This is a genomic window from Limnohabitans sp. Rim11 (assembly GCF_001269365.1).
Lineage (GTDB): Bacteria > Pseudomonadota > Gammaproteobacteria > Burkholderiales > Burkholderiaceae_C > Limnohabitans_A.
In genome coordinates this window covers 152,776-176,010 of sequence record NZ_CXOM01000004.1, presented here as the reverse complement: position 1 = coordinate 176,010, position 23,235 = coordinate 152,776, and the positions used below count along the sequence as shown (strand labels likewise).

Here is a 23,235-nt window from a genome sequence, read left to right as displayed (position 1 = left end):
TCACAAGACAATCATGCCAACCAATCACATCATCGTTTTAGACAACCGCCCTGAAGGTGAAGCCACCGCTTCCAACTTTAAATTAATCACTGCAGAGACACCTGCTTTGCAAGACGGCCAAGTTTTGGTGAAGCACCATTACCTCAGCTTGGACCCCTATATGCGCGGCCGCATGAACGCTGGCAAAAATTACGCGCAACCTCAACCTTTGGGTGAAGCCATGATTGGCGGTACTGTGGGCGAAGTCGTGGACAGCAAGCACGCCAAGTTTGCAGTGGGCCAAACCGTTTTGTGCATGGGTGGCTGGCAAGAATACAGCGTGATCAATGCCGATGCCATGGGTGCACTCAAGCATGTCAATGCAGAGAAAATTTCCATTAGCCATTACTTGGGTGCAGTCGGTATGCCTGGTGTCACCGCTTGGTATGGCTTGGTCAAAATCATTCAAGCCAAACCCGGCGCTACCGTCACAGTCAGCGCAGCCAGCGGTGCAGTGGGTAGTGCATTTGGTGCCTTGGCCAAAGCGCGTGGATTTCGCGTGGTGGGCATTGCAGGCGGCAAGGCCAAATGCGATTACGTGGTCAATGAATTGGGCTTTGATGCGTGCGTAGATTACAAAGAACACGCCGACTACATCTCATTGTCCAAGGCACTCAAAGAGGCTTGTCCCAATGGCATTGACGGCCATTTTGAAAATGTGGGCGGCATGGTGCTAGATGCTGTGATGTTGCGCGCCAATGACTTTGCACGCATTGCGGTGTGCGGCATGATTGCCGGCTACAACGGTGAACCTTTGGCCATGACCAATCCCACCTTGATCTTGAAGAGCCGGATGACCATCGAAGGCTTTATTGTGAGCGAGCACATGGAAGTCTGGCCGGAAGCCCTGGCTGAATTGGCCGAGTTGATTGCCAGTAGCAAATTCAATCCACGTCAAACCATTGCGCAAGGATTGGCCGCTGCACCGCAAGCTTTCCTTGGCTTGCTCAAAGGTCAAAACTTTGGCAAACAACTTGTTAAGTTGATTTAAGTCGGTCACAACCCCAGAGAGCCTAGTCATGAGCCAACTGATTCTTCACCATTACCCAACGTCACCGTTTGCCGAAAAAATCCGTTTGATTTTGGGTTACAAAAAGTTGGCGTGGCAAAACGTGATCATCCCCATGATCATGCCAAAGCCAGACCTGACGGCTTTAACGGGTGGCTATCGACGCACGCCAGTGTTGCAGATCGGTGCAGACATTTATTGCGATACTGCTTTGATTGCGGATGTCTTGGAAAAATTGGCACCCACCCCCAGCCTCTATCCATCACCCGTCAATGGCGCGTCCAGAATTGTGGCGCAATGGGCAGACAGCCAAGTCTTCCCAGCAGCCATGGCCTATAACTTTCAGCCATCTGGAGTGGCCGATGTATTTGCAGGAGCCCCTGAAGCTGTTGTTCAAGCGTTTGTGGCAGACCGTGCTGCCATGCGCGGCGGCGCACCTAGAATGCCATTGGGCGAGGGCACCAGCACTTACAAAAGTCAATTGCGCCGCTTGTCTGACATGCTGACTGAGCATCCTTACTTAATGGGCGATGTGCCCACCATTGCCGACTTTTCTGCCTATCACCCCATGTGGTTCACCCTTGAGCGCACACCCAGTGTTGCCAGCATCTTGGATGCAACGCCCTTGCTCAAAGACTGGATGGCTCGCATGAAAGCCATCGGCCACGGTCATCACGAAAAAATGAAGTCTGATCAAGCCGTTGATGTGGCCAAGAATGCAGCACCCGCAGATGTTTCGCAAATGCCTTTTGTAGACGATCACGGCATTGCTTTAGGGTCTGAAGTGACCATCACCGCCGACAACTTTGGTTTAGAACCCTCACCAGGCACCTTGGTGGCGGCCACCAAAACACGCCTCACATTGCGTCGTGAAGATGATCGTGCTGGTACGGTTCATGTTCACTTCCCCCGTAACGGATTCATTTTGAAGAAGGTCAAATCATGATTCGCAATTTTGAAAACAAAACAGCCGTCTTAACTGGCGGTGGCTCTGGCTTTGGTTTGGAGTGCGCACGCATTGCCGCCCGACTCAAAATGAATGTGGTGTTGGTGGATGTACAACAAGATGCCCTCGACAAAGCCGAAGCTGAAATTAAAGCCACAGGCGTCAAAGTCTTTGCCAAGCGCGTAGACGTTTCCAACGCAGAGCAAATGGAAGCCTTGGCCAAAGACGTTCAATCGCAATTTGGTGCACCACACTTTGTTTTCAACAACGCTGGCGTAGGTTCTGGCGGTTTGGTCTGGGAAAACACCGTGGCCGATTGGCAATGGGTTTTGGGTGTCAATGTCTGGGGTGTGGTGCATGGTGTGCGTTTGTTCACGCCCATGATGCTGGATGCTGCCAAAAAGGATTCGTCTTACGAAGGCCACATTGTGAATACCGCCAGCATGGCCGGTTTGCTAACAGCACCCAACATGGGCGTTTACAACGTCAGCAAACATGCTGTAGTGGCGCTAACAGAAACCTTGTACCAAGACCTGAAATTGGTCACCGATCAAGTCAGTGCCAGCGTTTTGTGCCCTTACTTTGTTCCCACCGGCATAAGCCAAAGTCATCGCAATCGTCCCGCCGATTTACCCCATCAAAAGGCTACCAAAAGCCAATTGATTGGCCAAGCCATGAGCGACAAAGCGGTCAGCAGCGGCAAGGTCTCTGCCGCCCAAATGGCTGAAATGGTGTTTGAGTCGATTGGCAACGATCAGTTTTACATTTACAGCCATCCACAGGCATTGGGCAATGTTCAAACTCGAATGGAAGCCATCGTTCAGCAGCAAAATCCACCCAATCCCTTTGCCGCACGTCCCGATATTGGCGAAAAACTCAAAGCCGAACTGCGCAGCTAAAAAACAGCCACCGGAGTGTGGCAAACTCGTCGGCTTTGTTATAGAAATCTATTCATTTAAGTCGACGAGATGCAGAAAATATTGGGCCAATTGGCCGTTGAAATCAAAATCCGCCCTGAGCAGGTTCAGGCGGCAGTTAGTTTGTTAGATGGCGGCGCCACGGTGCCGTTCATTGCCCGTTACCGCAAAGAAGTGACTGGCGGCTTGGACGACATTCAGCTGCGTGAACTGGAATACCGTTTGGGCTACTTGCGTGAGATGGAAGAGCGACGTGCCACCATCCTCAAAAGCATTGCCGATCAGGGCAAGCTCACCCCCGAATTGCAATTATCCATCGACCAAGCAGTTACCAAGCAAGACTTGGAAGATTTGTACCTTCCATTTAAGCCCAAGCGCCGCACCAAAGGCATGATTGCCAAAGAAGCGGGCCTAGAGCCTTTGGCCGATGCCTTATGGGCCAATCCTTCTCTCAACCCACAAGACGAAGCGCAGGCCTATTTGAAGCCAGCCGATGCCATTGAAGGCGCAGACTTTTCAACGGCGGGCGCAGTATTGGATGGCGTGCGGGACATTTTGTCTGAGCGCTGGGCAGAAGATGCCTCACTGATTCAAGCCCTGCGTGAGTGGCTTTGGAAAGAAGGCTTGTTCACCAGCCATTTGGCTTCGGGCAAAGATGAGAACCAAGCCGAGGTCGCCAAGTTCAGAGATTACTTTGACTACAGCGAACCCATTGGCCGCGTTCCATCGCACCGTGCCTTGGCCGTGTTCCGCGGTCGAGCTTTGGAGTTTTTGGACGCCAAGCTAACTTTACCAGAACCAGAAACCATCAGCGCCACTGCGGCGCCCTTAACAGCCACTGCAGCCGCCCAAGCGGCCAGTGCCTTGGCAGAAGGTCGCATCGCTTTGCACCTTGACTGGTCGCACTGCGCCAGACCTTCTGACGACCTCATTCGCAAAACCGTTTTGTGGACTTGGCGCGTCAAGCTCAGTTTGTCTTTGGAACGCGACCTCTTTGCGCGCCTGCGTGAAGAAGCCGAAAAAGTAGCCATTAAGGTTTTTGCAGATAACTTGCGAGATTTGTTACTGGCAGCGCCTGCAGGTCCACGAGTGGTGTTGGGCTTAGACCCAGGCATTCGCACGGGTGTGAAAGTAGCTGTGGTGGATGAAACAGGCAAGCTCATAGAAACATCTACTGTGTATCCCCACGAGCCTCGCCGAGATTGGGAAGGCTCTTTGTACACGTTGAACAAATTGTGTCAAAAACATGGCGTCAATTTGATTGCCATTGGCAACGGCACGGCCAGCCGCGAAACCGATAAGCTGGCAGCCGATTTGATCAAGCAACTCAAAACACCCGACAGCCCCGAAATTCAAAAAGTGGTGGTGAGCGAGGCGGGCGCTTCCGTTTATTCAGCCAGTGAGTTTGCCAGCCAAGAAATGCCCGATGTCGATGTGAGCTTGCGCGGTGCCGCTAGCATTGCACGCCGCTTGCAAGACCCCTTGGCCGAGTTGGTCAAGATCGATCCCAAATCGATTGGGGTAGGACAATACCAGCACGACGTCAATCAAACCGAATTGGCACGTACCTTGGAAGCCGTGGTGGAAGATTGCGTGAACGCGGTGGGCGTTGACCTGAACACAGCCAGTGTGCCATTGCTGTCGCGCGTCTCTGGTTTGTCTGGTGGTGTAGCCAAGTCTGTGGTGCGTTGGCGCGAAGCCAATGGCGCTTTTAAAAATCGTCAAGATTTGTTAAAGGTCACCGGCTTGGGTGCCAAAACCTTTGAGCAAAGCGCAGGTTTTTTGCGCATTCGAGGTGGCGACAATCCACTGGACATGACCGGTGTCCACCCCGAAACCTATCCCGTAGTGGAAGCCATCATGGCCAAGGTGGCTCAGCCTGTAGAGAATGTCATGGGCCGCGCAGACATGCTCAAGACATTGCGGCCTGAGTTGTTTGCCAATGACAAGTTTGGTGTGATCACCGTCAAAGACATTTTGGTTGAACTGGAAAAACCAGGCCGCGATCCTCGCCCAGATTTCAAAGTGGCGCGCTTCAATGACGGTGTCGATGACATTCGTGACTTGAAAGAAGGCATGATTTTGGAAGGCACCGTGAGCAACGTGGCAGCCTTTGGCGCCTTCATCGATTTGGGTGTGCATCAAGATGGCTTGGTTCACGTCAGTCAGCTCAGCAACAAGTTCATTACTGACGCACGCGAAGTGGTGAAGACGGGCGACATCGTTAAGGTCAAAGTGACTGAAGTAGATGTGGCACGCAAACGCATTGGCCTAACCATGAAGCTCAGCGATGCGGCACCCTCAGGTACGCAACGTGGTCGCGAAAATAAATTTGAAGGCGGCCCGCGCCAAAGTCATCAGCATCAACGCGCGCAGGGTCCTAGTCAGTCAGGTAATTTAGGCCAAAGTGCCATGGCCTCTGCTTTTGCTAAATTGCAAAACAAGAATTAAATCGCCTCATGAAAGCCCTTGCCATCTATGCCGGTCCGCAAGCAAAGCAACACCTCGCTTTGCATGGGCTCAGCGCGTCTGATGTGGGGGTAATTCCTGCCGCAGCGGGTGGGCCTAAAGGTTTGATCTTGGGCCCACTGGACAGATTCATGTTCAACGAGTGGTTGCCGACGAGTCAACAGCCCGTAGATCTTGTTGGAGCGTCCATTGGTGCATGGCGCATGGCAACAGCTTGCTTACCAGACAGCAGTGCGGGTCTTCTGCGCTTAGAGCACGACTACATCCACCAGCATTACGAACTGAAGCCGGGTGAAAAGTTTCCCAGCGCCCATCAAGTCAGCGACTCATTTCGGGAAAACTTAGATTTGTTTTATGGTGGCTTGGTTGAGCCGTTGTTAAACCATCCTAGGTTTCGCCTGCACGTACTGGCATCGCGTGGAAAGGGGCTTCTTCAACAGGAACACCCCATCCTTAGCCCTCTGGGTTATGGCGGCGCCTTTTTAAGTAACTTGATCAGCCGCAAAGCCATGGGCGCCTCTTTGGAAAGGGTGGTGTTTTCTTCGGCAGGTTCGCTGCCCTTTGGCACGCAAGACTATGCAACGCGACATTTGCCTTTGACATCCTCCAACTTCATGGACGTGCTGCAAGCCAGCTGCGCCATACCATTTGTATTGAAGGCGGTTCACAACATTCAAGGGGCACCGATGGGTGCTTATTGGGATGGTGGCATCACTGACTATCACTTGCATCTGGCTTGGAACAAACAGCCAGAACGCACAGCCAGTTTAGTGGTGTATCCGCATTTTCAAAAGGCGGTCATTCCTGGTTGGCTGGACAAGGGCTTGAAGTGGCGTCATAAGGCCACGGCGTTTCTAGACAACACATTGGTTTTGGCCCCCAACCCAGAATGGGTCAAGACATTGCCCAATGGCAAATTGCCCGATCGAACTGACTTTGCCACTTACGGCCAAGATTTGCAGGCTAGGGTCAAAGTTTGGAAAGCGGCAACATCGGCCAGTCAACAACTTGCCGATGAATTTGCAGATTGGTTACAGAAGCCCAACATGGACTCTGTCCAAGACCTCTAATTACATCGAAGCGATCAGCATCTCTCGGTATTCGTCGGGGGTTGCAATACGGGGGTTGGTTTTGTGGCAATGGTCTGCCATAGCACCCTGAATGACGTCATCAAACAATGATTCTGTAACCCCCATGGCTTTCAAGCCCGATGGCAGCCCCAAGCGTGCGCTCATGTCTTGAATGGCCTGCGGAATGTCCGAGCCTGAAGTTAAGCCCATCACTTGCGCCATGCGGTTCAAACGGTTTTCTTTTTGAACAGACTCGGCAACAGCGTTGAATTGAACAACGGCTGGCAAGAACATGGCATTCAAGGTGCCGTGGTGCAGGCGGGGATTGACGCCGCCCAAACTGTGACTGAGAGAATGGACGCAACCCAGACCCTTTTGGAAGGCCATGGCGCCTTGCATGGACGCGCTCATGAGATGCATGCGGGCTTCTTTGTCTTGGCCATTTTTGGTGGCGCGCTCTATGTGTGCCCAAGCACGTTGCAAACCATCCAGACCAATGCCATCTGCGGGTGGATTGAAAGCTGCGGCCATGAAAGTTTCCATGCAATGGGCAATGGCATCCATGCCAGTAGCCGCAGTCAACATGGGGGGCAATCCAATGGTCAGCTCTGGATCGCAAATGGCGGCCTTGGGCACAATGAACCAAGAATGGAAACCGAGTTTGCGGCCATCGTCCACAATCAAAATCGCACCCCGTGCCACTTCGCTGCCAGTGCCACTGGTGGTTGGAACCGCAATGAGGGGTGCCACGCGGTCTGTAATTTTGAGCGAGCCGCCTTCAATGGTGGCGTAGGTTTTGAGGGTGCCTTCATGCGTGACAGCGATGGCCACACATTTGGCGCAATCAATTGAAGAGCCACCCCCTACAGCGATCAAGCCATCGCAACCCTGCGCTTTGTAAACCTCGCTGGCGGCACGAACGGCGGCCTCAGTGGGGTTGGACGGTGTTTGGTCAAATACAGCCACCTGAAAGCCTGGCAGTGCATCCAAGGCTTTTTGCAAAATACCTGCGGCCTTTACGCCTTGATCGGTGACGATGAGTGGCTTGTGGATGCCCACGCGCTCGCACTCTTGTTTCAAGAGTTGGATGGCGCCGAAGTCGATTTGAATTTGGGTGACGTAATTGATAAAGGCCATGGCAATTTCTTTGAATGAGTTACGATCAACTCTAATCCAAGATGGCCCTGAAGTCAGCCTCCACAACCCTTAAACAGTCACTTTGGCGATAAATCTGCCACCATGAGTTCTCATCCCAATCCTCACAGCCGACTCACCGATGCCATGCGCCTCGTGCTTCGGAACATCGAGCGGGCAGGGCGTCCGCCCATGTATTTGTTAACAGCCCAACAGGCCCGCTTGTTTTACGAAATGTCAGCCAGTATTTTGGATTTGCCCGAGCCCAGAATAGCGCGCGTAGAAAATTTGCAAATTCCTATGCGAGATGGTCAATTGGTCAAGGCCAGGTTGTTTGCGCCAGTCGTCAAGGGGCAGGGCGCGCCCTTGCCATGCTTGGTGTATTTTCATGGCGGTGGCTTCACCATTGGCAGCATTCAAACTCACAATGTGTTGTGTCGTGAACTGGCTCGTATGGGGCACTGCGCAGTCATCTCAGTAGACTACCGCTTGGCCCCTGAACATCGTTTTCCTGTTGCCACCAACGATGCATGGGATGCCGTTCAATGGGTGGCCAATTCAAGCAGCAAACTAGGGCTTCGTGCCAATGCATTGGCGGTAGGCGGCGACAGCGCTGGCGGCACCTTGGCTGCGGTATGCGCCATCCAAGCCAGAGATGTAGGCTTGAAATTAGCCCTGCAGCTGCTCATTTATCCGGGCACAGCCGCACGTCAAGAAACGGCCTCGCATCACACCTACGATTCAGGATTTATGCTCGACAAGGCCACTGTCGATTGGTTTTTTGACCACTACATTGATGCCAAAGACCGCGATGATTGGCGCTTTGCACCGATGCTGGCTGAGCGTCACGATGGCCTTGCGCCTGCTTGGATTGGTTTGGCAGAATGTGACCCGCTGGTTGATGAAGGCGTGGCGTATGCCGATTTGCTTCGCATGTCGGGTGTACCGGTTGATATTGAGATTTACCATGGTGTGGTTCATGGCTTCGTCAACATGGGGCGAGTCATTCCAGAAGCTAGCCTGGCTCACGCAGACGCAGGGCGTGCATTAAAGCAAGCCTTCAGTGCAAGACCTTGAATCAAGATTTATAAAGTCAGAAAGAATGTCCAACATGAAACGCAGTGACTTTCGTTTTTTTCATCGCCTTCGTGTTCGCTGGGCCGAAATTGACATGCAGAAAATTGTCTTCAACGGCCATTACTTGACCTACATTGACACAGCGGTGACCGCATATTGGGGCCGAGTTGCGTTGCCCTACGATACGGCATTTCATATATTGGGCGGTGAGTTGTATGTGAAAAAAGCCACGCTGGAATATCACGCTTCTGCACTCATGGATGACGACTTAAGTGTGGGCATGAAATGCAGCAGATTAGGCAAATCTTCAATGGTCTTTGAGGCCGGTATTTTTCGGGGTGACAAATTGCTCATTAGCGGCGAACTCATCTATGTCTTTGCAGACCCCGCCACCCAAACATCCAAGCCCATCCCTGAAGCTTTGCGCAACATTTTGTTGATTTTTGAAGCAGGTGAATCTGTCGTCGATTTAAAGACAGGTAACTGGGATGAACTCAAAGATGGGGCAGCTGCTTTGCGCACCGAAGTTTTTGTAGAAGAACAAGAAATTCCGCAAGAACTTGAATGGGATGAACACGATGCCAAAGCACTGCATGCGTTGGTCCTGAACAAATTAGGCCAACCCGTTGCTACAGGCAGATTGCTTCAACCTCAACCCAAGCTGGCTCAAATTGGGCGTATGGCCGTTTCTAAAGCATTGCGGGGTGGCAATTTGGGGCGCATGGTCATAGATGCCCTTGTCGATGCCGCTAGACAACGAGGCGACCATCAAGTGATTTTGCATGCGCAATGTAGTGCAGAAGGCTTCTATCGACGCCTAGGATTCAAAGCGCATGGCGAAGTCTTCCAAGACGCCGGCATCGATCACATCGAAATGACGATGAAGCTTGTTTAAATGTCTTCAAGCAAGGGGTAGGGCAGTGCTTTAACCAGCAGCTGAGGTCCCTTGGTGTTACCCACATGAAGCGCTTGCGTGGCGGCACTGATTTGCATAGACACAATGCCCCACCAAGCAGTGTCATTGGCTGGACTGGCTGGACTGGCTGAGCTTGCTGCACTGGCCACGGTGCCACAAGCCTGCTCAGGTTCGTCGGCAGTAAATACCTCTTGCCCCACTTGAAGTGGACTTTGGCTAGAGACAATGTAGGCGCGGCGTTTCAGAGTACCTCGAAACTGGCTTCTGGCCACCACTTCTTGACCTGGGTAGCAGCCCTTTTTAAAGCTGACGCCTTCGACCGATTCATAGTTCAACATTTGGGGCACAAAGGCTTCCGAGGTAACGGTTTGAACCATGCTGATGCCCGACAACACTTCGGCAAGTTGCCACTCGGCGTCACTCACAATGGGCGTGGATTGGCTGACAAAGGCTTGGGTGTTGGGGTGATCTTTCGAGCCAACCCACAAGAGTCTGGCCACTGACATAGAGTCACTTGTAGCGCTGTGCAATTTGATGAAACTGTGCTCACCTTCAGTGCTTGCGCGCCATGAAGGCTCAGAGACCAAGCCAGGGCAAGCTTTTTCAGCCGCTTCGCCCAAAAAACCTCTTAACTCGTACTGCTGTGTTGCATCAGAAAGTTTGACTTTGGCCCGCATCACAAACATCGACAAACGCTTGACGGTGGCTTGCAGCAGATCTTTGTGACAAATCATCAAGAATTTCTCATTGCTGATTTTCAAGACAATGAAACTGGCCATCAAACGACCTTTGGCCGAACAATATCCGGCAAATCGCGCTTGCCCGACAGGCAAGAGCAAGACGTCATTGGTCAATTGACCTTGTAAAAAGGTCCCGGTATCGGGTCCTTCCGCCAAAATGAGGCCCCAATCTGGGGGTGTCAGCATGCCAGAAGGCGAGAATTTCAAATCAGGTTCAATCGGTTCCATGGCTGAATTATGATCTCCTCTGAAAAACCCAAAGGATTCAAGGTTTGAGTCGCCCCGTTTCAAAAGCTAAGAAAAGAAAACCTTCACGAAAAAGTCGTTCGTGGGGCGCTTTTCTGTCCTTGAGTCTATTGACCCTCATGGCTATTTTGGCCGGTGCAGTGGCCTGGTTAGAAATGCCCATGGGGTTCAAGGAACAGCCGCTGAATGCTAGCAGCCCTCAGGTGCTAGATTTGTCCGTAGAACTCGGTACCACGCCCAAAGGCGTGGCTCAAGCCATTGCCGATGCGGGTGCTGATGTGTCGCCTCATTTACTTCGCGTTTGGTTCAGACTGTCGGGCCAAGACCGCGCCATCAAGGCGGGCAGCTACGAAATCACGCCAGAGATGACGCCTAGAAGTGTGCTGAACATGTTGGCCCGGGGCGAAGAAAGCCTGAAGTCAGTCACCCTGGTTGAAGGTTGGACCTTCAAGCAATTTAAGCAGGCATTGGCCAAAGCAGAAACCGTGAAGCTCACCACGCAAACCCTTTCTGACGCCGAAATCATGTCGCAACTGGAGCGTCCTGAGCTACATCCTGAAGGACGTTTTTATCCGGACACCTACACTTATTCAAAGGGTTCAACCGACTTGGCCATCATGAAACGGGCCCTCAAAGCCATGGACCGACAGCTTGAAAAAACTTGGAATCAAAAGCCTGCGCAGCTCAAGTTGGCCAATGCTACTGAGCTGCTTACCTTGGCCAGCATCGTCGAAAAGGAAACAGGCCGAGCCAGCGACAGACCCTTGATTTCAGCTGTGTTTCACAATCGTCTCAAGATGGGCATGCGCCTGCAAACTGATCCAACTGTCATTTATGGCCTGGGTGACGCCTTCGATGGCAATCTTCGCCGAGTTGATTTGAGAACCGACACCCCTTACAACACCTACACGCGCGCCGGTTTACCGCCAACGCCCATTGCGATGCCTGGCAAAGCAGCCTTGATGGCCGCTATTTCTCCCGCGGCCTCCAATGCACTTTACTTTGTGGCCAAGGGCGATGGCTCCAGCCATTTCAGCCAATCGCTGAACGAGCACAATAACGCGGTGAATAAATATCAACGCGGTCTATCTAAACAGGATCCTTGAGTCATGCGACAAGCTTGGTTTATCAGTTTTGAAGGCATCGATGGTGCCGGGAAATCAACGCACATTGAGGGCTTGGCTCAGTGGTTTAAAAGCCGTGGCCATGTGGTCACTTTAACGCGCGAGCCTGGCGGAACGCCCTTGGCAGAAAAATTCCGTGAGTTGGCCTTGCACGAGGCCATGGACCCCCTTACAGAAGCCTTGGTGATGTTTGCAGCTAGACGCGAGCACTTGTTGCAAGTTATTGAACCCGCCCTTGCGCGAGGTGAAGTGGTGCTGTGCGATCGGTTTACAGATGCCACCTTTGCCTATCAAGGCGGGGGGCGAGGATTCGATTGGAACGTCTTGAAAAACCTCGAACAGATGGTTCAAAACGTCCCAGCGAGCCAACTCAGACAACCTGATCTGACCATTTGGTTTGACCTGCCACCAGCCGTTGCAGCAGAACGTTTGAGTACCGCGCGATTGCCTGATAAGTTTGAATCACAGTCGCAATCTTTTTTTCAAGCCGTCCGAAATGGCTATGCCAAACGCATGCAGGAGGCGCCTTCGCGCTTTGCCCAAATTGCGGCGGATCAATCGCGTGAAGCGGTCTGGGCTGATGTTTTGATGGCGATCGAAACGGCGTATGCCAAATGACTGAATTAGCCCCCTGGATTCAAAAACAAAGCGTGTCACTGTTGTCGCAACAGGGGCATGCTTGGTTGCTGCAAGGGCCATCAGGTTTAGGCCAATACAACTTGGCCACCTCGATGGTCAGCGCTTGGCTGTGCGAGTCTGAAACTGCACTAACCCAGGGCGCATGCGGTCAATGCGGTAGTTGCCATGCGCTGAGTGTTCACACCCATGCCGATTTGTTGGTGCTGATGCCCGAAACCATTTTGCTAGAACTGGGCTGGCCACTGAGCGAAAAGGCGCAGTCTGAAATTGACAACAAAACGCGCAAACCCAGTAAAGAAATTCGCATTGAAGCGATGCGTGATGCCATTGAATTTTCTCAGCGCACCAACGCCCGAGGAAAAGGCAAAGCGGTGCTGGTGTTTCCAGCTGAGCGCATGAACCACGTCACAGCCAATGCTTTACTGAAAACCTTGGAAGAACCACCAGGCGATGTGAAGTTTGTATTGGCCACAGAGGCTGCACATCAATTACTGCCCACCATTCGCAGTCGGTGTTTGATTCACACCATGACTTGGCCTATAGAGTCAGAAGCCGTTGCTTGGCTTCAAGCGCAAGGACTTTCAATAGAAGATGCCGCATCACTTTTGAAAGCGGCCGGTGGCCGTCCAGACGAAGTTTTGAAGCAACGAAATTTAGGGCAGTCCATGCAATGGTGGGCCAAGTTTCCCAAGGCCATGATGGCTGGCGATGCTAGCTACTGTTCTGAATTGCCGCCCTCCGAAGTCATCGATGCTTTGCAAAAGCTTTGTCACGATCTACTTATGCTGCAAACGCAGGCTTCTTTGCGCTATTTCAATGAAACTGACCTGCCCAAACTCAAGGTGACTTCAGCCCAACTCACTGCTTGGTTTAAACGCCTTTCTCAAGCCGCCAAAACCTCAGAGCATCCCTTCAATACGGGCTTGATGCTTGAGGCACTTTGCACGGAAGCACGTGAAGTGATGAACAGCCCCGCCTAACATGTACACCGATTCTCATTGCCATCTTTCATTTGCTGAGCTTGCAACTCAGTTACCCGACATTCGCCTGAAAATGCAGGAAGCTCAAGTGACGCGTGCGCTTTGTATTTGCACCACGATCGAAGAGTTTGAAAATGTCCACGCTTTAGCCACCACCTACGACAACTTTTGGAGCACAGTAGGAGTTCATCCAGACAACGAAGACATCTACGAACCGACGGTGGCTGACTTGGTTCAAAAGGCCAGCTTGCCACGCGTTGTCGCCATCGGTGAAACTGGTCTGGACTATTACCAGATGGACGAGAGGAAGGGCGGCAGAGGCATTGGCGACATGGAATGGCAACGGGAACGCTTTCGAACCCACATTCGTGCTGCACGCCAGGTCAAGTTGCCCATGGTGATTCACACTCGTGCCTCTTCGGATGACACCATTCGGATTTTGAAAGAAGAGGGCGAAGTAGGGGACTCCAACAGTGCTGGGGGCGTATTTCACTGTTTTACTGAGACTCAGGCAGTGGCCAAAGCAGCGCTTGATTTGGGTTACTACATCTCTTTTTCAGGCATTTTGACCTTCAAGTCGGCTCAAGATTTGCGAGATGTGGCGGCTTGGGTACCGTTGGACCGGCTTTTAATTGAAACTGACAGTCCTTATTTGGCGCCAGTTCCGTACCGAGGAAAAACAAACAATCCTTCTTACGTTCCTTTTGTAGCCAAACTGCTGGCCGAATTGCGAAACATGGCGCCTGAAACAATGGCTGTACTGACAAGCCATAATTTCGACCGACTTTTTACCAAAGTAGCCGCTTAAAGAAAGCATTTGTATGCTCATATTTAACTTTAATAAATTAATAAAGTGCTCTGTTTTTATTGTATTTTATTCGTTTTCCCACTTAGGCTTTGCAGGATCGTATGAAGACTTTTTCAAGGCGGCACAATTTGATGATTCAAGAACTATTTCCAGCTTGCTTGCAAGAGGTTTTGATCCCAATACAGTCAATTTAAATGCAGAACCTGCCTTGCTGTACGCGTTGAGTGAAGGTTCTTTCAAAGCCTTTGAAGTTTTGGCCAAACATCCCAAAACCAATCTCAATGTGCGCAATAAACATAGTGAGTCGGCCCTCATGCTTGCCAGTCTCAGGGGCAATTTACCTCTGGCCAAATTGCTAATCCAAGGCGATGCGGACATCAATCATCCCGGTTGGACAGCCTTGCATTACGCATCAAGTGGCGGCCATACAGAAATCATGCAATTGTTATTGGACAAAAGTGCCTACATCGATGCTGAATCGCCCAACGGCACGACGCCATTGATGATGGCTGCACGTTATGGCAATAGCAAAGCGGTTCAGATTTTGATTGATGAAGGCGCTGACGTTCAACTCAAAAATCAATTGGGTCTCAGCGCGCTTGATTTCGCCAAACAAGGCAACCGTCTTGATTCTTTGGCTTTGATAGAAGCTGAGATCAATAAACTTCCTAACGATAAGTCTGCAGTGCCATCTGCGAAGCCATAAGTAACCAAGGGCACAGGCCATCTACTTAGAAAACTTGTACCTCACCATCTTACTAACTTCATACGATGTATATTATGTTAAGTAACGTATTGGAGTCAACAGACAAGATCATTAGTTGGAACTCTCAGTCCTAGATGCTCCAAATGAAATGGCCCTATTGGGGCCATTTACATATCAAGGATTCAATTGCAGGACTTGTGTAGGACCAGAGGTCGACATCCTTAATGGTCTGTACTTGACCTGACCCCATTCATCCTTCATGTCTCGATACCGAGGCGAAAACGGATTGCCGCTCTGCCCAGTTTGATAAATAAAGCCAGACTCGTCCAAGTTAGACAAATCGTACACAGCGCGCATTGAAGCTGCATGGCGTGTGGCAAATGGCACGGTAGCGCTACTGGTCCAGTATTGACCCACATTCACTGTGAATGCATCGCCGCAGCTTGGCCCAGACACATCAAAGAACGCAGCCAGTGGCTTTACATTGCCAAAAGGCTTGTGCACGCTCAGCGCAGGATGTGCACGACCCCAATTCCAGCTGGCAACCTTATCGCCCTGCATGGCCATAATTTTGTCCAAGGCCGTATCCAGTGCTTTGTTCATCAAAGATTGGCAACCAGATTCACCGCACCATGATTTGTCTTGGCTAGCCAAAACTCCTTCAACAGCAGGACGAAATGCACGCTTACCAAACAAGGCTTTAAAACGAACCTCGCCAATCTTAGGAATTAGGATGGCGCGTGTGACTTCATCAATCCAAACGGCATAAATCAAAGCACCTGCGGAATCTTGGTTCATGACACCCTTGAATGATTTCAAGATGGGCAACACTTCGGCGGCCTTGGCATGCTGAGAAGTTAAAGACTGCATGTACGGCAACAAACGATCGGCGGCCAAAGAATGCACATCGGCTTGAATGGTTTTCATTCGAGGCGCATCCAATTGAGAGCCCTCAGACAACAACTGCGCAATGCGATCAAAACGCTCAGGCCCTGTCCAATCATTGGTCAAGAATTGAGCATAGCCAGGCGGTAATATCTTTTGATTGGCTGTGGCATGCCAACCGCGCTTTTCAATATCGGCTTGCGACACTTCAGGCGTTTGATCGTAAGGAATCCATGATTGCCAGTCGTATTGGGCCAGCCATCCTGGTGCTGGCACCATGCCTTGCAAATCGTTGGCTGCAGAACGCACGGGCACCTTGCCTGCGGCTTTGAACAAAACACGCCCTGCTTTGTCAGCCATCACCACGCTTTGCATCGGCGAATGGTTCTTAGAAAAAGCCAGCCTTAACTCGGCCACTGAATTGGCAAAATTGGCTTCCATACCAGCCACAATGGTTTGATTGTCGATATCCAACGCAGTCCAGCGCAGTGCAATGGCGTATTTGTCAGTGTTCAAGAACTGAGCGTAGGCGGGTTGTACGTCAGAAATAACTGGACCATGCCGAGTAGTGCGAACCTTGATGTTGACATCGCCCTGCCCTTTGACTTTGATCACTTCGTTGCGCGTCTCAAAAGCTTGTTGCCCTGTAGGAGTACGGTAGTTGTCCTTGCCTTCTAAAGCTTCTAAATACAAATCTTGAACATCAGGACCTGTATTGGTAAAGCCCCAAGCGGCTTGGTTGGTTCGGCCCAAAACAACAAACGGCAAGCCTGGCAAAGTAGCACCCACCACGTCTAAAGCACCGTGCGTTTGACCGTCTGAAAACTTGCCTGCGGGTGCATGCAATCCAGCAAAATACCAAACGGCCGGCGCACTCAAACCTAAGTGTGGATCGTTGGCCAACAAAGGCAAACCCGATTTGGTATTGTTACCAGGCAGCACCCAGTTGTTGCTGCCCTTGCCTTCTAGAACGCCAATATCCAAGGTCGTCGAAGACAACAACTGTTGATTGGCCAAGGCTTGGGCTTGAGGCGACTTCTCTGGGGCATAAACACCTAAGGATTTGTAAAGCGCCGCAACATCCACTTTAGTGCCGCGAGATTCACCTGGATAGGGCGGCATCAGCTTCCACAGATCATCCGTGCTTAAGGTTTGCAAAGCCATCATGCGGGCAAATTCATTGCCCCAGTTGCCACCCAAATCCAAGGCCATCATGAGCGCCCAACCGACACTGTCAACCGCGGTCCATGGCTTCATGCTTTTAGACGGATTGATGCCCAAAATAACAAACTCTGGAGCACGCCACTGCGCGCTTGCATAGCCAGCTTGAACCCCTTCGGCATAGGCTTCTAAGGCCTTTTGAGTATTGGGAGGCAGTTTGTCAAATTGCGCTTGCGCAGCTTTCATGATGCCCAAAGTGCGCATCAGTTTGTCTGTTTCTAAGGTGGGCGTACCCAACCATTCAGACAGCTCGCCATGCATCACTTGGCGATTAAAAGCCAATTGCCAGCCACGTTCTTGCGCGTGAACATAACCAATAGCTCGCCATGCATCCATAGGGGTCTTGGCATGTATGTGTGTCACATCGGATGCATCACGTTTAACTTCGACACCAGCAGCCAAACCCATCACTTGGGCTTCACCCGCCAAGGGCGCCATAGACCGCAAAAGATAAATTTGAAAAGCGCCAAAAGCCGTAAGCGCCAATAAGACCAGTGCCAACACACCACGCAGAAACCATTGGCTCCAACGTACAGATTTTCTAGCCATTAAATGTGGCCCCAAACTAAGAAGGCGTCGCGGCCTTCGGTGGCTAAATCAACTTTGGCCCCAACAGGCAAAAGAACTTTGGTGGCAACGTGGCCAAAAGGCAAACCCGTCAGCACAGGTATCTTCAGTTGGGCGCGCAATCTTTCAATGACGGTTTTCAATTTGAAACCTTTGTCGTGAGGAACCAATTTGTAAGAAGTAAATTGTCCAAACACAATGGCTTTTTGTTGCTGCAAAACACCTGCATTGAACAACTGCGTCAACATGCGTTCAATTTTGTAGGGATGCTCACCCACATCTTCTAAAAATAAAACGCCGCCTTTGATCGATGGAAAATAAGGCGTACCAAGCAAGGATGTGAGCACAGCCAAATTACCCCCCCACAACACGGCATTGTTGACCTTCACAGGCTTTGCAATGTCATCGGCTGAGAATCGCCAACCTGTACCCTCCCCTTGCTCCAAACACAAATCATCAAAGCAAGCTTGCATGATGTCATCGGGCTCACCCTCGGGGCCAAAGTCTTCTCCTAGCGCAGGGCCTTGCCAAGTAATGCGCTGCGTTTTGGCATAAATAGCCAATTGAAAAGCGGTGAAGTCACTCAAGCCGACAAATTGCGTGCCTTTGTCGATGGCTTTGGCAATGGCTTTGTAGGGCAACTGGGTCAGCAAACGAGTCAGACCATAACCACCCCGAGTAATCATGGCAATGTCAGCGCCGCTGGCAGCGGCACGGCCAATGGCGCTGAGCCGTGTTTCATCATCACCGGCAAACCGCATGCTGCTGCTTAATGCATCTGCATCAATTTCAACCTGATGACCTTGGGCTTGGAGACGCTGGATGCCTCTCTTGAATGCCGCTTTATCGCGCACCGCACTGGAGGGTGAAAAAATATAAATGTGACTCATGAGTTCGGTACTTTAAAAAACTGAACGGCAGCTTCAGCGATCGATTGTCCATGTTCCTGAACGAAATGCCCAGCCTCAGGCAACAGCATGGGTTCAGGACAATGGCGTATATTTTTTTGCAATGCGCGCATGATGGGTTCACCCAGCACGGGGTCTTTCATGCCAATGGCCATGAGCGATTGACCTTGCCAGTCATTTCGCCAGAAGCTGGCGGCTTGTCTAGATATCTCTGCACCAGGGCTACCTAAGTGTTCGGGCACCATGGGCGGAAACGCATGCAAGGCGGCTCGATGTCCTTTGTCGGTAAAGGGTCGGTTGTAGGCTTGGGTTTCTTCAGTGCTCATGTGTTTGTTACCCCGCGCAAACAATTTGCCCACATCAAAATCGGGGTTGTCTTTGCACCAAGTACGCCAACTCAGAAATCCCTCAGACAAAGGCTCAGAGCCAGTGCAAAGTTGGGTGTTCATGACCAACAAACCAGCATAACGGTTGGGCAAGGCCATGGGCAAAGTCAAACCCAAAATGCCGCCCCAATCTTGCACCACCAAAACAATGTTGCGAAGGTCAAGCCGCTCCACCAATTCAAGCAGAACCTGTCGATGGAATTCAAAGGTATGAGCTTGCACTTTTTTAAGCTTGTCGCTTTTGCCAAAGCCAATGAGATCGGGGGCCACTACTCTGTGACCTTGCGAAGTGAAGGTCGGAATCATCTTGCGATAGAGATAACTCCAAGTAGGATTGCCATGCAAACACAAATAGGTCAGTTGATCTGGATTGCTGTCTTGCCGAGCTTCATCCAAGTAATGCAATCGAAGTCCGTTAAGTGCGGTCAAGTTAGACACGTAGTTGGCTTGCCAAGGATAGTCAGGCAAGTCATCAAACCATTCATCTAATGGCCTTAGTGCATCGTCACGTAAAGGGTTGGCATTCATTCTTTTTGGCTTAAAAAATTGTTGCAACAATTGTTTAGACTCTTCTGCCATCAAGCCCCCAAATAGACTGGTTTGATGGTTGATGGTCGTATTCTCAAAGACATTGTGGACGGAACCCGCCGCGCCCGTTTTGGGCTCAGAGGCAGCGTAGACCACCCTGGCAATGCGCGAATTTAAGATGGCCCCAGCGCACATGGTGCATGGTTCTAAGGTGACATAAAGCGTGCAGTTTTCTAGCCTGTAATTGCCGATTTTTTTTGCCGCATCACGAAGTGCCAGCAGCTCAGCGTGAGCGGTAGGATCATTGTGCCCAACAGGGCCATTGCGCCCTCTTCCAACCACAACCCCATCTTGAACCACCACAGCCCCAACCGGAACTTCACCCATCTCGCCGGCTTGTTTGGCAAGCTCAATGGCTTGGGCCATGAAGTTTGAATCTTGGTTCATAACACCATTCCAAGACGTCGCATCCAGAGTGCCAAAGCTTTTTCAGACTCCGAGCCTGACTCATAGGCTGTATGCATGGCTGCGTGAGCCTCTGGTCTGTGTTGATTCAGTTTGACTTTGGTTTGGACCTTGAGCACTTGCATTTCAAAAGCCACGATGCCATTGAGCATGGCGTGCGTGTAGGTTTCTGGCAGCGACCGCCACTGCTGTGCATAGGGCGGCTCGTGGTCGGCAATCAGTTGTTTCAAAATGGCATCTTTGGCTTCTTCACCTTCCAACAGGCGAACTTCTGCCTTGACATGAACAGCGACATAACTCCATGTGGGTACTCTGACAAGGTCTGGATAGACCGCGGGGGACATGTAGGCTTGAGGCCCCATGAAGGTCAGCAAAACTTTTGGACGTTGACGCAAAAAAGACGCGTGGGGATTGCCTTTGGCAACGTGACCTAGCAGCACGTCTTTCTGTGGATCTGCATCGTGGGCAATTAATTTGATGGGGATATGGCTAACAAACGGAAAGCCTTCATCGTCATTCGAGACCAAACTGGCAAATGGGTTTTCGCGAATGATGGCCCTTGCATGCTCTGGATGATTGAATTGTTTAGGCAAGTACATAAAAACCTTTGGCGCAATGCTTCAAATTAAATATAAGTACCTGCCAAGGTCAAGACCTTGCCACCCGTTCGCATTTTGAAGCGGGCCACACCTGCACTGCGAACGGTATTGACCCCGCCTAAATCTAACACTCGAATGCCCCTTGATTGAAGCTCTTCGATGGCACGCCACAGGGTCAAGTGATGCGCGTTCAATTCACGACCTTGCTCCGTAGTCCAACCAATTTGGTAAATGGCAGCCTCGCCATGAATTAAAAACAACATGGCCGCAACACGTTCCCGACCCAGATCGGCTCGGATGGTCAAAATGTTTTTGCTGGGTTGTTTGCGCGATTGCACATAGAGATCAAAAAATGGCAAGGGCAAACCATCCAAGTTTTTATCAACCCTTTGTTGCATTTCATTGTCTAGCAACCATCTGTATTGACCCACATTGGTTCCAACTCGATGCACTGTCAAATCACTTGATTCGGCACTGACCAAACTAGAGCGCCAACGGCCCTCCAATTGTGTCCTCAATTGGTCCATGGGCATGCTGATGTCGAGCATGACAGTGGACATGCCCGACATAATTCGGCGCATTGGATGCAGACCATGAGATTGGCCCTCGGAAACTTCGGGTGTGACCGCCATGAATCGAATGCCCGTGAGAGGCAAACTTTTCTTCATGGCTTTGTAAGCCGCAGATTCGGCTTCTGGCGACAAGGGTTTTGACCAGATGGGTCCCCTGGTACAAAGTGCTACCGCACCAAAGCGTCCCCATTTTCTGACAATGAACTGGGCTTGCGCAATTTGTTCGCCTTGATCCATCACCCTTGCTCTAAGGACAGGCACGCCCAACATTTTCAAACAAGATCCGTAAGCCCAATCTTGCTGCAACGAACCGGCAGCAGACGCATGAACACGGTCCCATTCTGCAAGCTCATGACCGTCCCAATGCACTATCATTGAGGAACCTCATTCAATGTGGACGAAAAGCGCAAAGGCATGCTGAAAAAATTCCTTGAAAAACGAAGTGCCCAAACAGTCATGGGATACAAGCTCAAAGAGCCACGCCCCACTTGGTTGGCAGGTTTTTGGGCCGCAGTGTACTTCGGCTTGCCATTTTTCTTATTCACAGTGCTGCTCGACATCGCCATAGAGTGGTTCACTGGCAATTGTTACGGATTGTGGTGCTATTTTCAATGAACTTCGTCCACTGGCAATCTGAAAATCACACCTAGGAAAAATTCATTCCCACTCAATCGTTGCTGGCGGCTTACTGCTCACGTCATACGTCACACGGTTAATGCCACGCACTTCATTGATGATGCGTCCCGATACTTTCTTGAGCAGCGCATAAGGCAACTCAGCCCAGTCGGCAGTCATAAAGTCGGATGTTTGCACGGCACGCAAAGCGACCACATAGTCATAGGTGCGGCCATCGCCCATTACACCCACACTCTTCACGGGCAAGAACACTGTGAAGGCTTGGCTGGTCAAGTCGTACCAAGATTTGCCAGACTCATCCGTAAAATTGCGCAGCTCTTCAATAAAGATGGCATCCGCACGGCGCAGCAAGTCTGCATATTCTTTTTTCACTTCGCCCAAAATGCGGACACCCAAACCAGGGCCTGGGAATGGATGGCGGTACACCATCTCACGGGGCAAACCTAAGGCAACGCCCAACTCGCGCACTTCGTCTTTGAACAATTCGCGCAAAGGCTCCAACAATTTCAAGCCCAACTGCTCAGGCAAACCGCCCACGTTGTGGTGGCTCTTGATGGTCACGGCCTTCTTGCTCTTGGCACCACCCGATTCAATGACGTCCGGATAAATAGTGCCTTGGGCCAAGAAACTTGCACCTTTGTGTCCACCCGTGCCAGCTTTCAACTTAGCGGCTTCGTCTTTGAACACATCGACAAACAAACCACCAATGATTTTGCGTTTTTGCTCTGGCTCGCTAACACCTGCCAACTTGCCCAAGAACAAATCGCTGGCGTTGACACGAATGACACGTGCATTCAATTTGCCTTCGAACATCTCCATGACCATGTCGCCTTCGTTCAAGCGCAACAGACCGTGGTCGACAAACACGCAAGTCAGTTGATCGCCAATGGCGCGGTGAATCAACGCTGCAGCAACAGAGGAATCTACGCCACCTGACAGACCTAAAATAACTTCTTCATCACCCACTTGTTCACGGATTTTGGCTACGGCTTCTTCAATGTAGTTGCCCATGATCCAATCGGGACTGGCTTGGCAAATGTCCAACACAAAGCGGTTCAACAATGCTTGACCTTGAACGGTGTGCGTCACTTCCGGGTGGAACTGCACCGCATAAAAACGACGCGCTTCATCGGCCATACCAGCAATGGGGCAAGCAGGCGTAGAGGCCATCACTTTGAAGCCTTCAGGCAGTTGCGTGACCTTGTCGCCATGGCTCATCCACACCTTGAGCATGCCGTGGCCTTCAGCCGTGGCAAAGTCTTCAATGCCTTTGAGCAATTCTGTGTGACCATGTGCGCGAACTTCGGCATAACCAAACTCGCGTGTGGTACCCGCCTCTACCTTGCCGCCCAATTGTTCGGCCATGGTTTGCATACCGTAGCAAATGCCTAGAACGGGAATGCCCAATTCAAACACCGCATCTGGGGCACGATCGTCCACTTCGTACACGCTGGCATGCGAGCCAGACAAGATGATGCCTTTCAGGTTGCCATCTTTGGCGTAATCGCGAACCCAATCACTGGTGACATCACAAGGATGCACTTCGCAAAAAACATGGGCTTCACGCACACGACGTGCAATGAGTTGAGTGACTTGGGAACCAAAGTCAAGAATCAAAATTTTGGAGTGCTGCATGGAACGTCAATGA

General features: G+C 51.1%; 21 protein-coding genes. 13 read left to right on the top strand and 8 right to left on the bottom strand.

What is annotated here, in order from left to right; genetic code table 11:
• The first annotated feature begins 13 nt into the window (after window positions 1-13).
• The 5 genes from AMM03_RS11880 (at window position 14) to AMM03_RS11860 (ending at window position 6,450) form a co-directional block, all read left to right on the top strand.
• A complete protein-coding gene (locus tag AMM03_RS11880; protein WP_090131883.1) occupies window positions 14-1,030 on the top strand; it encodes an NADP-dependent oxidoreductase in 1,017 nt (338 codons plus the stop codon).
• Between the two features lie 28 nt (window positions 1,031-1,058).
• Complete coding sequence (locus tag AMM03_RS11875; protein ID WP_090131882.1) at window positions 1,059-1,994, top strand: glutathione S-transferase family protein; 936 nt, start codon at window positions 1,059-1,061, stop codon at window positions 1,992-1,994.
• A complete protein-coding gene (locus AMM03_RS11870) occupies window positions 1,991-2,893 on the top strand; it encodes an SDR family oxidoreductase (protein WP_090131880.1) in 903 nt (300 codons plus the stop codon). The genes AMM03_RS11875 and AMM03_RS11870 overlap by 4 nt, the downstream gene beginning before the upstream one ends.
• A 69-nt stretch (window positions 2,894-2,962) precedes the next feature.
• A complete protein-coding gene (locus AMM03_RS11865; RefSeq protein WP_090131879.1) occupies window positions 2,963-5,362 on the top strand; it encodes a Tex family protein in 2,400 nt (799 codons plus the stop codon).
• 8 nt (window positions 5,363-5,370) lie between these two features.
• Window positions 5,371-6,450 carry a patatin-like phospholipase family protein gene (locus AMM03_RS11860; protein WP_090131877.1) on the top strand — a complete coding sequence of 360 codons (1,080 nt, stop codon included), beginning with the start codon at window positions 5,371-5,373 and terminating at the stop codon, window positions 6,448-6,450.
• Here the strand turns inward: AMM03_RS11860 and AMM03_RS11855 are convergent, their stop codons facing one another.
• Window positions 6,451-7,587, bottom strand: coding sequence for an iron-containing alcohol dehydrogenase (locus AMM03_RS11855; RefSeq protein WP_090131876.1), 1,137 nt, complete (start codon window positions 7,585-7,587; stop codon window positions 6,451-6,453). It lies immediately after the preceding gene.
• Window positions 7,588-7,689: 102 nt separating this feature from the next.
• Between AMM03_RS11855 and AMM03_RS11850 the strand changes: the two genes are divergently transcribed.
• Both AMM03_RS11850 and AMM03_RS11845 read left to right on the top strand, forming a co-directional pair.
• Window positions 7,690-8,661: an alpha/beta hydrolase gene (locus AMM03_RS11850; protein ID WP_090131874.1), complete on the top strand. Its 972-nt coding sequence runs from the start codon at window positions 7,690-7,692 to the stop codon at window positions 8,659-8,661.
• Between the two features lie 34 nt (window positions 8,662-8,695).
• A complete protein-coding gene (locus AMM03_RS11845; protein WP_090132116.1) occupies window positions 8,696-9,556 on the top strand; it encodes a YbgC/FadM family acyl-CoA thioesterase in 861 nt (286 codons plus the stop codon).
• Here the strand turns inward: AMM03_RS11845 and AMM03_RS11840 are convergent.
• Window positions 9,553-10,545 (bottom strand): CAF17-like 4Fe-4S cluster assembly/insertion protein YgfZ, encoded by a 993-nt coding sequence (locus AMM03_RS11840; protein ID WP_228764687.1) that lies wholly within the window; start codon window positions 10,543-10,545, stop codon window positions 9,553-9,555. The genes AMM03_RS11845 and AMM03_RS11840 overlap by 4 nt on opposite strands.
• Before the next feature lie 119 nt (window positions 10,546-10,664).
• Here AMM03_RS11840 and mltG point away from each other — a divergent pair, with 119 nt between their 5' ends.
• The 5 genes from mltG to AMM03_RS11815 are packed head-to-tail and all read left to right on the top strand — an operon-like array spanning window position 10,665 to window position 14,820.
• On the top strand, window positions 10,665-11,669 hold the full coding sequence (mltG, locus tag AMM03_RS11835; protein ID WP_369793703.1) for an endolytic transglycosylase MltG: 1,005 nt from the start codon (window positions 10,665-10,667) through the stop codon (window positions 11,667-11,669).
• A 3-nt stretch (window positions 11,670-11,672) separates the two neighbouring features.
• The gene (gene tmk, locus AMM03_RS11830; RefSeq protein ID WP_090131871.1) at window positions 11,673-12,305 is read left to right on the top strand and encodes a dTMP kinase; all 633 of its coding nucleotides are present in this window, start codon (window positions 11,673-11,675) and stop codon (window positions 12,303-12,305) included.
• Window positions 12,302-13,306 (top strand): DNA polymerase III subunit delta', encoded by a 1,005-nt coding sequence (locus AMM03_RS11825; RefSeq protein WP_090131870.1) that lies wholly within the window; start codon window positions 12,302-12,304, stop codon window positions 13,304-13,306. The genes tmk and AMM03_RS11825 overlap by 4 nt, the downstream gene beginning before the upstream one ends.
• A gap of 1 nt (window position 13,307) precedes the next feature.
• Entirely contained in the window at window positions 13,308-14,114 is an 807-nt protein-coding gene (locus tag AMM03_RS11820; RefSeq protein ID WP_090131867.1) for a TatD family hydrolase, read from the top strand.
• A 13-nt stretch (window positions 14,115-14,127) separates the two neighbouring features.
• Window positions 14,128-14,820, top strand: a complete 693-nt coding sequence (locus tag AMM03_RS11815; protein ID WP_090131866.1) for an ankyrin repeat domain-containing protein — start codon at window positions 14,128-14,130, stop codon at window positions 14,818-14,820.
• Between the two features lie 174 nt (window positions 14,821-14,994).
• Here the strand turns inward: AMM03_RS11815 and AMM03_RS11810 are convergent, their stop codons facing one another.
• From AMM03_RS11810 to AMM03_RS11790, 5 genes are read right to left on the bottom strand one after another with little or no spacing between them, the layout of a single operon-like run.
• Window positions 14,995-17,475, bottom strand: coding sequence for a penicillin acylase family protein (locus AMM03_RS11810; protein WP_090131864.1), 2,481 nt, complete (start codon window positions 17,473-17,475; stop codon window positions 14,995-14,997).
• Window positions 17,475-18,383: an LD-carboxypeptidase gene (locus AMM03_RS11805; protein ID WP_090131862.1), complete on the bottom strand. Its 909-nt coding sequence runs from the start codon at window positions 18,381-18,383 to the stop codon at window positions 17,475-17,477. The genes AMM03_RS11810 and AMM03_RS11805 overlap by 1 nt, the downstream gene beginning before the upstream one ends.
• Complete coding sequence (tadA, locus tag AMM03_RS11800) at window positions 18,380-19,762, bottom strand: tRNA adenosine(34) deaminase TadA (protein WP_090131861.1); 1,383 nt, start codon at window positions 19,760-19,762, stop codon at window positions 18,380-18,382. The genes AMM03_RS11805 and tadA overlap by 4 nt, the downstream gene beginning before the upstream one ends.
• Entirely contained in the window at window positions 19,759-20,379 is a 621-nt protein-coding gene (locus tag AMM03_RS11795) for an FMN-binding negative transcriptional regulator (protein WP_090131859.1), read from the bottom strand. The genes tadA and AMM03_RS11795 overlap by 4 nt, the downstream gene beginning before the upstream one ends.
• Window positions 20,380-20,405: 26 nt before the next feature.
• Window positions 20,406-21,326 carry a peptidoglycan bridge formation glycyltransferase FemA/FemB family protein gene (locus AMM03_RS11790; RefSeq protein ID WP_090131858.1) on the bottom strand — a complete coding sequence of 307 codons (921 nt, stop codon included), beginning with the start codon at window positions 21,324-21,326 and terminating at the stop codon, window positions 20,406-20,408.
• Between the two features lie 39 nt (window positions 21,327-21,365).
• Between AMM03_RS11790 and AMM03_RS11785 the strand changes: the two genes are divergently transcribed.
• Window positions 21,366-21,566: a hypothetical protein gene (locus AMM03_RS11785; protein ID WP_194942878.1), complete on the top strand. Its 201-nt coding sequence runs from the start codon at window positions 21,366-21,368 to the stop codon at window positions 21,564-21,566.
• Window positions 21,567-21,608: 42 nt separating this feature from the next.
• On the opposite strand, the gene guaA is transcribed toward AMM03_RS11785, so the two are convergent.
• Window positions 21,609-23,222, bottom strand: coding sequence for a glutamine-hydrolyzing GMP synthase (gene guaA / locus AMM03_RS11780; protein ID WP_090131855.1), 1,614 nt, complete (start codon window positions 23,220-23,222; stop codon window positions 21,609-21,611).
• Window positions 23,223-23,235 lie beyond the last annotated feature (13 nt).

Bases quoted from the DNA above. Each gene is read 5' to 3' on its own strand.
- tmk (WP_090131871.1), top strand. From the start codon at position 11,673: ATGCGACAAGCTTGGTTTATCAGTTTTGAAGGCATCGATGGTGCCGGG.
- AMM03_RS11880 (WP_090131883.1), top strand. From the start codon at position 14: ATGCCAACCAATCACATCATCGTTTTAGACAACCGCCCTGAAGGTGAA.
- AMM03_RS11840 (WP_228764687.1), bottom strand. From the start codon at position 10,545: ATGGAACCGATTGAACCTGATTTGAAATTCTCGCCTTCTGGCATGCTG.
- AMM03_RS11805 (WP_090131862.1), bottom strand. From the start codon at position 18,383: ATGAGTCACATTTATATTTTTTCACCCTCCAGTGCGGTGCGCGATAAA.
- AMM03_RS11820 (WP_090131867.1), top strand. From the start codon at position 13,308: ATGTACACCGATTCTCATTGCCATCTTTCATTTGCTGAGCTTGCAACT.
- AMM03_RS11795 (WP_090131859.1), bottom strand. From the start codon at position 20,379: ATGTACTTGCCTAAACAATTCAATCATCCAGAGCATGCAAGGGCCATC.
- AMM03_RS11810 (WP_090131864.1), bottom strand. From the start codon at position 17,475: ATGGCTAGAAAATCTGTACGTTGGAGCCAATGGTTTCTGCGTGGTGTG.
- AMM03_RS11870 (WP_090131880.1), top strand. From the start codon at position 1,991: ATGATTCGCAATTTTGAAAACAAAACAGCCGTCTTAACTGGCGGTGGC.
- AMM03_RS11785 (WP_194942878.1), top strand. From the start codon at position 21,366: ATGCTGAAAAAATTCCTTGAAAAACGAAGTGCCCAAACAGTCATGGGA.
- AMM03_RS11825 (WP_090131870.1), top strand. From the start codon at position 12,302: ATGACTGAATTAGCCCCCTGGATTCAAAAACAAAGCGTGTCACTGTTG.
- AMM03_RS11790 (WP_090131858.1), bottom strand. From the start codon at position 21,326: ATGATAGTGCATTGGGACGGTCATGAGCTTGCAGAATGGGACCGTGTT.
- guaA (WP_090131855.1), bottom strand. From the start codon at position 23,222: ATGCAGCACTCCAAAATTTTGATTCTTGACTTTGGTTCCCAAGTCACT.
- AMM03_RS11815 (WP_090131866.1), top strand. From the start codon at position 14,128: ATGCTCATATTTAACTTTAATAAATTAATAAAGTGCTCTGTTTTTATT.
- AMM03_RS11875 (WP_090131882.1), top strand. From the start codon at position 1,059: ATGAGCCAACTGATTCTTCACCATTACCCAACGTCACCGTTTGCCGAA.
- AMM03_RS11865 (WP_090131879.1), top strand. From the start codon at position 2,963: ATGCAGAAAATATTGGGCCAATTGGCCGTTGAAATCAAAATCCGCCCT.
- tadA (WP_090131861.1), bottom strand. From the start codon at position 19,762: ATGAACCAAGATTCAAACTTCATGGCCCAAGCCATTGAGCTTGCCAAA.
- AMM03_RS11850 (WP_090131874.1), top strand. From the start codon at position 7,690: ATGAGTTCTCATCCCAATCCTCACAGCCGACTCACCGATGCCATGCGC.
- AMM03_RS11855 (WP_090131876.1), bottom strand. From the start codon at position 7,587: ATGGCCTTTATCAATTACGTCACCCAAATTCAAATCGACTTCGGCGCC.
- AMM03_RS11845 (WP_090132116.1), top strand. From the start codon at position 8,696: ATGAAACGCAGTGACTTTCGTTTTTTTCATCGCCTTCGTGTTCGCTGG.
- AMM03_RS11860 (WP_090131877.1), top strand. From the start codon at position 5,371: ATGAAAGCCCTTGCCATCTATGCCGGTCCGCAAGCAAAGCAACACCTC.